We start from the raw sequence: 12,841 nt of genomic DNA, 5'->3' as shown, positions 1-12,841 counted from the left end.
TCTACTATAACGGATTTATTCCTTTTTGTGTTTACACAACTTATTTTACACTACCAAATTGACGGCTAATTTAAGAAGTTGTATAATTCTAAGGAATTTAATTTATTCGCAGATAGATATTTAGAAAGCTGGATTCCTTTCAACATTCTGATTACATTTGGGAGAAAAAAATGATAGCCTATGAGGAAAAAACATGAATAACTCTTTTTTATTAGAATATGACATTGAATCTTTATCTAAAGTTATCTACTCTATTACTTCATGGTTTCCAAATAGGAGATTTTTAGGAATAGTAGATAAATTGAATAGAGATTTTATTAATGATGAAAGTAAGATTTTAGGGACTACTAAAATAGATTCATACAGCAAATTTGTAGACTTTTATAAAAAAGCAATTGAGTATTATATACCTGAATACCCAAAAGAAGATTTCCCTATTGATACTGGAAATGTAAGGTTCTATTCAAATGATAGATTTCATAAAATATTTATAGGAAATGGCAATGAAGATACTTATGAAACTTCATTTGTAATAGAATCTTTAGTGCATGATTTTAAGCAATTCAAGGAAATATGGTATGAGATACTTGAATATGAAGATTTAATCATTTCATCCTTAGAACCATTTGAGACTGAGTTTACTCAAGAAAACTTTGAATGTCCACCTGAGAGTTATTTCAATTTTATATATCAAAATCATGAGCTTTTTTATAACAACAAACTTGCCCAGTATTTCAAAACATTCAAAAGTAATAATGCTGAGTTATATCCATTATTTACTCCTGTTAATAACTTTCCCATATTTTTACCAGTTATGAAAGATTGTTTTATGGAGAGAATAGAAAGCGAAATAGAGGAATCAAAATTTGAAGAATCTATTTGGTTAAGCTTCTGGAGAAGACTAAATTGTAATTTTACAAAATTCTTTGAACGAGAAGGAAATTCATTTTATAATTTGCGGTTAATTAACAAAGAGGCTAAAGAAAAGATTGATTTAAAAAATACATTGGCATTTTTAAATGAAGATAGATTAATTGTTTTAGAGCCAAGCCAAAATAAAATTTCAGATCACTTAAAAAAAGGAATTATTGATAATACTTACCAGATAGCAGGTCTTTGTCAAGATGGAGAAGTTAGAGGATTTGAGTTTAAGTCCCAGAGCAATATTATTTTTGTTGGAGTTGACACCAAGAGTATATCTCCAAATACCACTAAAACATTCCCATTTGGAGATGATGATGAATATGTATTAAATGCAAGTAGTATTATAGGAATAATTAACAATGCGAATTCAATAAAAGAAATCGTTGATTTTTTTATAGATTATAACAATAATCAAGATAGAATTATGTCTTTCTCTAATGGAGATGCTTTATTTCGAATGTGGCAATCATCAAATCAGATGATTAATGATGGTGCTTTGAATGTAACTATGGCTTTCTTACCCTATGAAAGTGTTCATTATAATATGGAAACGTTTGATAAAATTGTATTAAACTATCCATTTGAAATAGGGGGAGAATTTTATAATATTCATGGTTGGAAAATAGTTGATAGGGAACAAACTGATTTGTCACTTATTTCAAAAGCTCATCTTGGATCAATTGATATATTTTCAGAGAACCATAAGAAAATTATATATCAGGAGTTACATTTTATTTTAGAAGACATAAATATCGATGATTACGAACAAATAAAATCTTTTAACGAAATTGTTTTAAATTCTTTATATAATAATAAAGAAGCAATTTTATCAAACTATGAAAAAGAAACTATAGAGATTAATTTAGTATCTAAGTCTGTGCTTGATAGAAATGCTAATTCTAGATGTCCGATACAAGAAACGAACTATTTTAATAAAATAGTTTTTGTTAAAGATTCCAAATATCAGATAACTTTATTAGCTCCTAGATGGAATAAAATATTTGCTGATAATCTTGCCAAATCAACATTGGAATTTGAAAATACAATTCTAATAAATTTACTAGACGGTTTCCTTTTTAAGGATAGAGTTTTGTTATTTGAAAAAATTAAAGAAACAGACAATGAGAAACGAACTTCAAGCTTATTTGAAGTTAGGGTTGAATATTTCATTCGGCCTCATTTAGAATTCTCAGCTCCTAAAAACCGCTCTTTTAAAAGAGTCAGGAAAAGTATTGCTAACATCATTAAAGAACTTGGACTAGAGCCAGGTATATATTGTGAATCAGACATAGTTGATATCGTAAGATGTTTTAGAAATAAAATACGCGAAGACTTAGTTTCTATGATGTCATTGTATAATCAGTATGACTTGATACTTAAACTACAAAATATATTATCTTTAATTATTTTTAATATTGATATCCTCCGCAGAAGATTAACTACATTGTCAGATAACGGAAATCTTCAAACTGTTAAATTAAATAAATTTCGAGAACAAACGATTGATTTACGTGAAGAGGCCCGCGTTTATAAACCAATATTAGAATATCTTATTGAAGAGAATTTAGTAATAGAAAGGGATGATGACGCATTAATTCCAAGTGATGATATTGTTGATGAATTAATTGCTTATGGGAAATACATATTAGATTTTCAACTTCTTTCTGATGCCTATTCGTATGGTGCTAGCAATTGGTTTCAGTTAGAGATTAAAGATAATTATGTTGTAGATATTTCAGAAACTGAAAAGTACTTACAATTTGTTGATGAAATGATAGAAATCAAGTATAAATACGGTGAATACACAAGTAGAGATAAGAAAACTGACAATGATACAATTGGTCTGGTTAAGAAATCGTTCTCTCAAGATACGAAAGTTGATTTTGATTCTTTTATTTGTTTCCTCTCCATATTTTCAAGTAACAGTCATATTTTAAAATTAAAAAACCAAAAATTACTGTCTGTAAAAGGAAATGTTGTAACAGGTAAAATAGAAGATTTGGCTAAATATTTTGAAGATAATTCGGACTATTCAATTGAAACCTTTTATGGTGTTTTGAAATTCTTAGTTATAGAAAAGAAGAAAATTACTACTAATGGAGTAATTCCAATATGGGAGAAAAAGAAAAGAGATAATAAATTTTCTGCTAAACCTATTATTGTTAATCATAATAGCATTATTTTTTCACCTATTATTCTTGATAGGTTGGCAAAAGATTGGACAGAGGGAATGATGAACTTCATTTTACCATATGATATTGGTATGCAAAATACGCTAAATAAAATTAAAAGTTGGAAAAAATTTTACGAACAACAGATAGTCCAAAATCTTAAGGGCTTATTTAAAGATAATAGGTACGTTACTCATATTAATCAAGAATTATATAAATTAGATAATAAAGGAAATCATCCTAGAAATTTAGGGGATTACGACCTAATTGTGTTAGACAATAAGCTGAAAGAAATATTATTATTTGAAGTTAAATATATGCGTTTGAGTCAGACTATGAAAGATAGTATGGGTGATCAAAAAGAATACTTTTGTGGGGGAAAGGCCAAAGGACTAAAGTTCAAACGGCGAGTAGAGTATTTTGAAGAGAATCTAGATGTAATTTGTAGAAATATCGGATTAGAGGAGGGATACTCATTAAAATCATATTTCATTACAAATAAAATAATAAAATCAAACTTTGTGGAATTTCCATTTGAAATTATTAGTTTTAATGAATTTGAGTCTCTAATTAATAATTGAATTTCTCTATAAAATTTGAACAGGTTATCAAAGTATTCATTTTCTAAAATTGATAAAAGAGATTATGTATATACTAACTTCTAAATTTATTTCACATAAAATGTAGTCATTAGGGTTATTTTTACAGTAACACATTGAAATTCTAAATTTTAAAAATCACTTTAAATCAATATTTTTCGTCATAACTAACGAGTAGTGAATGTCCGCTTGACTTCTATAAAAACCAAATAAGGTAAATCTTTTGATATTCTTGTTCGATTTTAGCTTATTCTGAATGGAAATTTACTTTATTTTGATGAAGTTGATTGAAATTAGCTGAGATTTTATCTTTAAAAAATCGATAAAACGTTGATTTTAAAGCATTTTTAAATTGTATGAAATAAGTGATGCCCCAACCAGGTCTTAAGAAAGCTTGTAAAGCTAGCCAATTCTCAAAAAGTTAATCAATACGATTATATCAATGCTTATGGAACGCCCTACACTCTGTGTGGGGTGTTTTTTTTATGCTTAAAAATAGGGAATGTCTTACCGTTTGACTTACCGCTAAGTTAGTGAATGATAGTGGTAACGGCAAGGGATTTCCCTTTTCCTTACTTATTTTTCTACAAAATTTGCGAACTCCGAACCGATAGCGACCATAGTTCATAAAAACAATCTAATTTTTAGGTAAGTCCCACAGCCTTAATGACAGAGACAAAAAAGCCATCAAGTTAATAATCTTGATGGCTTTTTATATTTACACTCTTACCCTACATCCTTCCGCCCAAACCACCAATAAGCCAGGCCCAGCGAGCAGGCTGACAAGACTAGCCCGACTCCGACATAGCCTAGGTTTAGGCTGCCATTAGGGATGATTTCGGCGCCGTCCACGTAAGCGAAGGGCGTGAGCCATTTGAGGGCGCCCAGGCCAGGGGCAATATTGGCGACTAGGTTGGCTAGGTAGAAGCCCAGTACCAGACCGATGCCGGCGCCTAGGCCAGTGCCGCGACGTTTGCCGGACAAGGCCGACAGGCTCAGGCAGAGGGCGATGAATTCGAGGTGTAAGATTAGATAGGCCAAGTGCAAGAGTAGGAGTTGGCCCATAGGCGCGGACTCACCCATCAGGGTCAGACTTAACAGAACAACTGCTAGGGTCACCGCGTTGAGTATCAGAAGCTGGCTGACCAGGGCCAAGGCTTTGCTGGTGACAATCGAAGCCCGACTCAGGGGATGGGTCAACAGGAATTCGGCGGTGCCGGCTTGCTCTTCTTTGGCTAGGGAATTGCTGGCCAGAATGGCGGCATAGAGGGCGCCACCAAGGCCCAGGACGCTCTGACATTCAACGGTATAGAAGCCGATGAAGGTTCCCATGTTGAGCTTGCCCAGGCCGAAGGCGTCGGAGAAGGCGCCCATGGTGCTAATCAGGCCGTTGATACTAGCCATCTGGTCCTTAACTTGAGGGAAAAGCAGGGAAATCAGACCCATAAAACCTGCGATGGCCGCCGTCCATAGGATTAGGCTGCGCCAACCTTGGCGTAATTCGTGGCGGAATAGAATCATGACAAATCGCCTCCTTCTTGGTAGTAGTGGCGGAAGATTTCTTCCAGGCTTGGCTCGGCCAGACTGAAATCGCGAACTTGGCCGCCTGCCAAACAGGCTAGTAAGGCATTGAGGTCTCCTTGATAGAGGAAGCTGGATTGGTCTTTGCCCTTGGCTTGCCAGTTGGAGACGCCTGCTAGGTCTGCTAGGCCAGGTACTTGGCCGGTCAGGCTGACGCGTTTGGCTTGGTGTTGCATGAGGCGGGCGACATCTTCGGTGGCCACGATTTGCCCTTGGCGGATAATGGCCGCTCGGTCGCAGTGGTTTTGGACTTCGGACAGGACATGGCTAGATAGGAAGACAGTCCCACCGGCTTGGCGGCGTTCCTCTAGGAGGGCGAAGAATTCTTCTTGGATGAGGGGGTCCAAACCACTGGTAGGCTCGTCCAGAATCAAGAGGTCAGGTTGGTGCTGGAGGGCTGCCACAATGCCTACCTTCTTACGGTTACCCAGAGATAGCTGGTCTGCCGCAATCCCCAGGTCCAGCTGCAAGCGATCGCTGAGGCGACGGCATTCGGCCTGGCAGTCCAGGCCTCTCAGATTAGCAGATAATTTGAGCAGGTCACGGGCGGTCATACCGGCATAGAATTGAGTTTCGGATGGCAAATAGCCCACCCGGCGTAGGATTTGCCCTTGTTGACGGCCGACTTCTAAGCCTAGGACCTGGGCGCTACCACTGGTAGGCTTAATCAGCCCCAGCAGGGTGCGGATGGTAGTGGATTTGCCGGCCCCGTTAGGCCCGATAAAGCCAAAGAGCTCGCCCTGCTGAACGGTCAAGTTAAGATTCTCGATGCCCCGGAGCTTGCCGTAGGATTTGGTCAGTTGTTGCGTTTGAATAGCGTACATAGAATCACTCCTTTCTAAGATAGAGAGACTTCCAGAAGTCAATCAGTTGGTTGAATTCCGCCTCGATGGTTTCGGGATCAACGGACCCTCGCTGGACATGCTCCCAGAGATAACCCTGGGCGGCCCAGGTCATATCCTTATACATGAGCTGAAAGTCGATATCGGGCCGAAAGCAGCTCATATCTAGCTTGTCCATGAGCTGGACCTGTTTCGCCTTGACTTGTTTCATGCGTTGGGCCAATTCTGGCATAATCTCGGGATCCTGCTCGTAGTAGGTCTTAAGGCTAAAGGCCAGCCAATCGGGATTGAGCCGGGCTAGTTGCACCTTAGTCTGGGTCACGCTCTTGAAGAGCTCGAAGAAATCCAGGGTCTCGTAGCAGCCGCCTTCTTTTAGGAAATCATCGGTCTGCTGGACTAAGAGGTCGAAGAGGAAGAAGTAAAGTTCCTTCTTATTATGGAAATAATGGAAAAGCAAGGGCTTGGAAATCCCCGCCGCGTCCGCGATAGCACTCATAGGTGCCTTCTTATAGGAGTGCTGGCCGAAGACCCGGTAGCCGGCTTGGATAATGGCTTCCTGCTTGGCTTGGGGCAGGACATAAAATTTAGGATTCATTGCTTTCTTGGCTCCTTTCATTAAGAAGTTATCCTCATTATAGACCCATTGACCGTTTTTGAGAAGGGGTCAGAAACTTGTGCACCCTATCTACTAGTTCTACTAGTAGATAGGGTGCAAGGCAGGCAAAATTACGTGGTGAGATGGTAACAAAATGAAGGGGATGATGTTTCCTTAAGAGAGGCTATGCTATAATAAAGGTGAAAAAGTCAGCTTGTGAGCATCGTACTTGGTGAGGTAGACGCCCTAGATTTCTCGCACCCCAATTCTAGGGCTCCCACCCTTCTTTTCAGCTATACTCAACTTGTCAGGAGGTCATACACATGAATATGATGGAAGCTTTTAACCGGACGCTGGACTATCTGGATTCTACCCTGGATGGGGAGCTAGATGAATTGCGGGTGGCGCGACTGTCGGGCTATCCTTACGCCATGTTTAGCCGGCTCTTCTCCATGCTGACGGGGATGCCACTGTCAGAGTATTTGCGGGAACGTCGCTTGACAGAGGCAGCGCTGGCCCTGCGCCAGTCTGAGGCCCGAATCATCGACATTGCCATCCAGTATGGCTATGAATCAGCCGACGCCTTCGGGGCAGCTTTCAAGAAATTTCATGGTGCGACTCCGACACAAATTAGACAGGGGGCGCCTTTGCGCCTAGTCGGGCGATTACAGTTGCGACTGACCCTGCAAGGAGGAGATAGTATGAAAATCAATATCCAAAAAAAACCTGCCTTGACTGTGGCAGGGCTCAATGCCAACCAAATCCCTAGTAGCCAGTGCCCTCAGGTCTGGCAAGACCTCTACAGAAAATTCTCCCATGAGGACTTGGCTAGCTTAGGAAGTGGACAAAGCCTGGGTGCCTGCCACGACATTGACACGCCAGAGCGGCTCAACTATATGGCTGGCTATGAGGTAACTGACCGGGCTAAGGCTGAGGCTATGGGGCTCGATATCTTGGAGGTGGCAGCTGCTGAATATGCGGTGGTTGAATTGAATGGGCCAGTGCCAGACTGTATCCACGCAGGTTGGCGCTACCTCATGGAAGTCTTCTTCCCTGAGCAAGGTTTCCAACATTCGGGTGCACCTGACTTCGAAGTCTATCGTGAAGGCAATATGGGGGCACCAGACTACCGTATGGAACTCTGGGTACCGATTGTCAAAGTCGATTAAACTAGGACAGATTGAAGCAGACGGGCGACCTCTTAGCAGGCGCCCGTCTCTTTACGACTTATTTTGTGAGTTTCAGTGCATTTTGGACATGAGCCGGCAAGTGAACTATAATAGGAAGCATCATTAAATTAGAGAGGTGATCCCCTATGGATAGACTGAAGAATATGTTTCAATCCCTCAACCGTGACTGGTTAATCCGCCATTATTTATTTGGTTTTGCTTTTTACGCCTTCTTCGTCTTTACATCCGTCAGCCAAGTTGGAAGATTCGATACTAAACTGCTGATTTTCCTGCCTTGTGCCTTGCTTTATCCCTTTGCCATGTTTGTCTATGAGAGTCTAATCAACTTCATTGTGGGTGACAATGTCTTCTTGATCGGTGGGTTCTTAATGCTAGCCTGGAAGGTCTTCCGCTTTATCATTATCTGGTTCTTGGCGGTGCCAATTGGCTTGATTGGTTTCATTTATCTCTATTTTGTTTACGGACGCCAATAATAGTTTGCTGTCTCAAGGTCCCGTCATTTTCGAGTGATGGGGCCTTTTGAAATGCCTTTTGTTACCCTGCAACAAAAGGGTCAAATAATCATTTGCTATGTATATTTGGGGCGACTTATGGTACACTATAAGTGATACGCAAAGAATCATCGAAGATTGAAATTAGGGAGTTATATATAATGAAGAAACTAGTCATCCGCGGAGGCAAGCCCCTCACAGGTGAAATTACCATTAACGGGGCCAAGAACTCTACAGTTGCCTTAATTCCAGCTGCTATTTTGGCTGATTCAGAAGTTGTTCTAGAAGGCGTGCCAGATATTGCTGACGTCTATTCTTTAATCGATATTTTGGAGGATTTCAATGTTAAGGCCTCTTTCAAGGATAATGTCTTAACCATTGATCCAAGTGATATTAAATCCATTCCAATGCCAAGTGGGAAAATTCAGAGCCTACGTGCCTCTTATTACTTTATGGGGGCGACTTTGTCGCGCTTTGGTGAAGGGGTCATTGGCTTGCCTGGGGGCTGCTTCTTAGGCCCTCGCCCTATCGACCAACACCTCAAGGCATTCCGTTCCTTAGGGGCTAAGGTAGAAGACGACTTCGGTGTAGTGACTCTGACGACCGACCAAGAAGGCCTTGTTGGGGCACGTATCTACATGGACGTGGTCAGTGTTGGGGCAACCATCAACTGTATCCTGGCGGCCGTTAAGGCCAAGGGCAAGACCATTATTGAGAACGCCGCTCGCGAACCGGAAATTATTGATGTCGTTAACCTCCTCAACAAGATGGGGGCTAAGATTCGCGGTGCTGGGACTAGCGTCATCCGGGTTGAGGGCGTAGAGCATCTGCATGGTTGTACCCACACCATCATTCCGGACCGAATTGAAGCAGGGACCTATATTACGGCTGCCGTGGCAGCAGGCCAAGGGGTCCGCGTCAACAACGTTATTTTCGAACACATCGAAGGTTTCATTGCTAAGATTGAAGAAATGGGCGCTCAATTGGAGATTGGTGAAGATTCCATCTACGTTCATCCAAGTCCAAACCTCCGCATGGTCAGCGTCAAGACCCAGCCTTATCCAGGTTTTGCCACTGACTTGCAACAACCGCTGACGCCACTCTTGGCGATTGCGGCAGGTAACGGGACCATCATCGACACCATCTATCCAGCCCGTGTCAAGCATATTCCGGAACTCAACCGCATGGGGGCCGATATCAAGGTCGAAGGGGCTATGATTCGGGTCAATGGGCCAGCTCATCTAAGCGGGGCGCAAGTTAAGGCCAGTGACCTACGGGCAGGGGCCTGCCTAGTCATTGCAGGCTTGGTGGCGGATGGCGTAACCGAGATTACTGGTGTCGACCATATCTTACGTGGCTACTCTAATATCGTAGGCAAATTGCGCGATTTGGGTGCCGATATTGAAATGATTGAAGTAAGCGAGATGCAAGAGGCCTAAGGGCCTTTTGCTGTTTAGTGGAGGCTGATAGCCATGAAAATACATAAAACCAATGCCATGCGACTACTAGACCAAGATAAGGTGACCTATCAAGTACGAGACTACAGTAAGACGGGCGCCTTATCAGGCTTGGAAGTAGCAGAAACCTTGGGCCAGAATCCTGACCAAGTCTTCAAAACTCTGGTGACGGTAGGTAAATCGGGTGGCCATTATGTCTTTGTCATTCCCGTGGTGGCTAGCTTGGATTTGAAGAAGGCCGCGCGTGCCGTGGGGGAAAAGCACATCGCCATGATTAAGGAACGCGACCTCTTGCCCCTAACGGGTTATGTTCACGGCGGTTGTTCGCCGCTAGGCATGAAGAAGACCTTCCCGACCCATGTTCATGCTAGTGCTTGGGATTATCCTTCTATCATGGTTTCGGCCGGCAAGATTGGCCTGCAGTTAGAGCTAGATGTTCGGGATCTGGCTTCAGTCCTAGCTCTGAGCGCGGATGATTTAATTGAATAAGATATGGTAAGCAGCAGTCCTCAGGGGCTTGCTGCTTTTGATTTTCAAAAAAACCTTGCTTTAGCATAGACGCAAGGGGCATCTTACGCTATAATAGAATTAAGAAAACGTATACATAGCAGGAGGGGTCAACATGTCAGACTTAAACAAGCAACAACACGTGGTGACCGTCATTCAAGCTAATGGGCAAAGCGAATTTGAAAGTATTCCTATTGAAACCATTGAAGGGGATAGTCAATTGTGGCAGATGCTCGGCTTGAGTGCGGCCCAACTTACTTATTTCCTAGAAGATGAAATTCTAGAGAATCCCTTCATTGAACTAGACTATCCTAAGACCAAGCCCCAGCAAGCATCGGTTACCCTACAAGAACACAGTGCCATTATTGGGGTTGATCCGCAGATGCCGGAAGCGCCGCGTAATCTGCCTATGTTTCTCTTCGAACAGATTATGATGTACCGTCATACCATCATTCGGGACGCCATGGTGCGCTTGATTGATTTATTAAATCCTCAAGGTTATCTGCCGTACAGCTACCAGGAAGTGGCCAAACAGTTAGGCATCGAACCCATTATTGCCTTAGATGCCATTACCCTCTTCCAACAATTGGAACCTGCCGGGATTGGGGCCTATGACTTGCGCGAATGCTTGATGTTGCAGACCGAGCAGGATGCTCATGCTCCTAATGTGGCTTACTACCTCTTAGAAGAATATTTTGACCAACTCAAGGCAGAAGATTATCAAGCCATCGTGACCGCTACTGGCCTGCCTCTAGCAGATGTCCTGGCCTGCGTCAGCTACTATCAAACCTTGCGGACCAGTCCATCCGACCTCTTCCAAGTGGAAGAAGAGGAAGGTCTCCTAGATGACGTGACCGTTCTTCAAGACCAGGAAGGCATGAAGGTACGCTATAATGCCCACTACTATCCAAAAATAATCTTCAATGAGCCCTACTATCAAGAGATGTTAGCGACCCAAGATCCTGAGGTCCTAGCCTTCTCCAAGCCGCAGAAGCTTATGTATGATCGACTGGCACGTAACTTGCGGGTACGGGAGCAATTGATTCTGAAAGTCGCGCAAGCCATTGCAGCGGTTCAGTACGATTACTTTAGCCAAATCTCAGATTCTAAGGTGCCACTCTTGCTCAAGCAGGTGGCAGAGATTACGGGCTTGCCTGAACCAGTCGTCAACCTCTTGGTGTCTAACAAGAACATGGGCTTCGGCCAATATGTCCTGCCAATGACGGACTTTATCACAGTAGCGACACGGGAGGACCGAGATGGCTTCTCTGCTGAGAAGATTAAGCAAATCATTCATGAGATTCTACATGATGCGCCAGCTGACTTAAGTGATGAGGAGCTGGTGGAACGCTTAGAAGAACGTAAGATTATGATTAGTCCTTTCATGGTGCGTAACTACCGCCAAGCACTGGGCCATTAATAAACAACCCGCTCTAGACTTGACGCTAGAGCGGGTGTTTTATATTAAATTGAAAAGCAAGATTTTAGGGTGAGTTCTGGTTAACCACAACTCGCCCTAAAATCCTGACGCAACAAGAAAGTGATAGTTGCTCCTGTAAATGCCGTCAAAATAAGATAGGGACTCATTTTATTATTGAGAATATTGCATTTTAGACAAAAAGAATCCCCCGAATTCCATCAGGAGTCCGGGGGATTTTTAATAAGCTACTATTTAACTTCAGCGCGGTTGAAGAGTTTGACTGCAATCCAGAAGAAGAGTAGGAAGTAAGCCGAGGCCACGACTGGTGTCAAGTCCAAGTTTAAGTTGCCCCAGGTCAGAGGCTTGCCTACTTTTAGGAAGGTGAAGAAGAAGGCGAAAGCCTTATCCGCACTCATGAATTTTTGAACCACATTTCCCATGTTGGCGGTGTTAGTGGTTAAGAATGAATAAACACCGGTCAGGATTGGGTTAATGAAGCTGAGCAGGAGGTAAGTGAAGATCAGTGGTCCCTGGCCAGCGAAGAGGAAGGCAGGAATGCTTAAGAGGGCGATGTAGCCTAGGAAGAGGGGGATGCTAGGAATCAAATAGTTGGTGAAAAATTCGAAGATTTCATTACCCTTGAAAGTAGCACCCGACATGCTGCCCCCGATTAAGAGCCCAACCAGGCTCAAGCATGAAGCTAGTAAGAGGTAGAAGAGTCCTACCAGGATCTTGCTGAGGACGACAGAGCGACGGCGGTGGCCATAACTGATGGTGTTAATCAAGGTCCGGTTCTTAGTCTCGTTGTTAAAGGTCAGGATTTGAGCCACGAAACAAAGAAGCAAAGGCATTTCCTTGAGGCCAATAGTATAGATACTCAAGACTTGATTGCCCACAAGAGCCTTAGTTAGTGCGCTAGTACTAGTCCCGCTTTTTTCCCCGAAGAGAATCATGGAAGCTAGTGAAGCAATACCGAGTGTTGCCAAGAAGCTGAGCAGCAGCATAGTAAAAGGCGCCACCCGATGGCGAATTTGATAGAATTCTGCGCGTAATAGCTGGAACAT

At 42.3% G+C, this 12,841-nt stretch carries 10 protein-coding genes; 6 read left to right on the top strand and 4 right to left on the bottom strand.

The window, feature by feature from the left end:
- The first annotated feature begins 193 nt into the window (after nt 1-193).
- A complete protein-coding gene (locus Q0339_RS06070; RefSeq protein ID WP_298077925.1) occupies nt 194-3,676 on the top strand; it encodes a hypothetical protein in 3,483 nt (1,160 codons plus the stop codon).
- A gap of 744 nt (nt 3,677-4,420) precedes the next feature.
- On the opposite strand, the gene Q0339_RS06065 is transcribed toward Q0339_RS06070, so the two are convergent.
- The 3 genes from Q0339_RS06065 to Q0339_RS06055 are packed head-to-tail and all read right to left on the bottom strand — an operon-like array spanning nt 4,421 to nt 6,712.
- On the bottom strand, nt 4,421-5,215 hold the full coding sequence (locus tag Q0339_RS06065) for an ABC transporter permease subunit (protein WP_298077924.1): 795 nt from the start codon (nt 5,213-5,215) through the stop codon (nt 4,421-4,423).
- A complete protein-coding gene (locus Q0339_RS06060) occupies nt 5,212-6,099 on the bottom strand; it encodes an ABC transporter ATP-binding protein (protein WP_298077923.1) in 888 nt (295 codons plus the stop codon). Before Q0339_RS06060 ends, Q0339_RS06065 begins: the two co-directional genes overlap by 4 nt.
- A 4-nt stretch (nt 6,100-6,103) precedes the next feature.
- Complete coding sequence (locus Q0339_RS06055; protein WP_298077922.1) at nt 6,104-6,712, bottom strand: TetR/AcrR family transcriptional regulator; 609 nt, start codon at nt 6,710-6,712, stop codon at nt 6,104-6,106.
- Nucleotides 6,713-7,035: 323 nt separating this feature from the next.
- Here Q0339_RS06055 and Q0339_RS06050 point away from each other — a divergent pair, with 323 nt between their 5' ends.
- The 5 genes from Q0339_RS06050 (at nt 7,036) to Q0339_RS06030 (ending at nt 11,777) form a co-directional block, all read left to right on the top strand.
- A complete protein-coding gene (locus tag Q0339_RS06050; protein ID WP_298077921.1) occupies nt 7,036-7,881 on the top strand; it encodes an AraC family transcriptional regulator in 846 nt (281 codons plus the stop codon).
- A 146-nt stretch (nt 7,882-8,027) separates the two neighbouring features.
- A complete protein-coding gene (locus Q0339_RS06045; RefSeq protein WP_298077920.1) occupies nt 8,028-8,375 on the top strand; it encodes a hypothetical protein in 348 nt (115 codons plus the stop codon).
- A 179-nt stretch (nt 8,376-8,554) separates the two neighbouring features.
- Nucleotides 8,555-9,832, top strand: coding sequence for a UDP-N-acetylglucosamine 1-carboxyvinyltransferase (locus Q0339_RS06040; RefSeq protein ID WP_298077919.1), 1,278 nt, complete (start codon nt 8,555-8,557; stop codon nt 9,830-9,832).
- A gap of 33 nt (nt 9,833-9,865) precedes the next feature.
- Complete coding sequence (gene ybaK / locus Q0339_RS06035; RefSeq protein WP_298077918.1) at nt 9,866-10,339, top strand: Cys-tRNA(Pro) deacylase; 474 nt, start codon at nt 9,866-9,868, stop codon at nt 10,337-10,339.
- A 133-nt stretch (nt 10,340-10,472) separates the two neighbouring features.
- Nucleotides 10,473-11,777 (top strand): RNA polymerase subunit sigma-54, encoded by a 1,305-nt coding sequence (locus Q0339_RS06030; RefSeq protein WP_298077917.1) that lies wholly within the window; start codon nt 10,473-10,475, stop codon nt 11,775-11,777.
- A gap of 248 nt (nt 11,778-12,025) precedes the next feature.
- Here Q0339_RS06030 and Q0339_RS06025 read toward each other — a convergent pair whose 3' ends face one another.
- Nucleotides 12,026-12,841 (bottom strand): ABC transporter permease, encoded by an 816-nt coding sequence (locus tag Q0339_RS06025; protein ID WP_298077916.1) that lies wholly within the window; start codon nt 12,839-12,841, stop codon nt 12,026-12,028.

It is taken from the genome of uncultured Abiotrophia sp. (assembly GCF_938010525.1).
GTDB lineage: Bacteria > Bacillota > Bacilli > Lactobacillales > Aerococcaceae > Abiotrophia.
The sequence above is the reverse complement of the archived record's forward strand: the minus strand, read 5'-3'. Positions and strand labels throughout refer to the sequence as shown.

What these genes read in the sequence shown, in the direction of transcription:
- Q0339_RS06070 (WP_298077925.1), top strand. Translation starts at nt 194, where the DNA reads ATGAATAACTCTTTTTTATTAGAATATGACATTGAATCTTTATCTAAA.
- Q0339_RS06065 (WP_298077924.1), bottom strand. Translation starts at nt 5,215, where the DNA reads ATGATTCTATTCCGCCACGAATTACGCCAAGGTTGGCGCAGCCTAATC.
- Q0339_RS06060 (WP_298077923.1), bottom strand. Translation starts at nt 6,099, where the DNA reads ATGTACGCTATTCAAACGCAACAACTGACCAAATCCTACGGCAAGCTC.
- Q0339_RS06055 (WP_298077922.1), bottom strand. Translation starts at nt 6,712, where the DNA reads ATGAATCCTAAATTTTATGTCCTGCCCCAAGCCAAGCAGGAAGCCATT.
- Q0339_RS06050 (WP_298077921.1), top strand. Translation starts at nt 7,036, where the DNA reads ATGAATATGATGGAAGCTTTTAACCGGACGCTGGACTATCTGGATTCT.
- Q0339_RS06045 (WP_298077920.1), top strand. Translation starts at nt 8,028, where the DNA reads ATGGATAGACTGAAGAATATGTTTCAATCCCTCAACCGTGACTGGTTA.
- Q0339_RS06040 (WP_298077919.1), top strand. Translation starts at nt 8,555, where the DNA reads ATGAAGAAACTAGTCATCCGCGGAGGCAAGCCCCTCACAGGTGAAATT.
- ybaK (WP_298077918.1), top strand. Translation starts at nt 9,866, where the DNA reads ATGAAAATACATAAAACCAATGCCATGCGACTACTAGACCAAGATAAG.
- Q0339_RS06030 (WP_298077917.1), top strand. Translation starts at nt 10,473, where the DNA reads ATGTCAGACTTAAACAAGCAACAACACGTGGTGACCGTCATTCAAGCT.
- Q0339_RS06025 (WP_298077916.1), bottom strand. Translation starts at nt 12,841, where the DNA reads ATGTTCCAGCTATTACGCGCAGAATTCTATCAAATTCGCCATCGGGTG.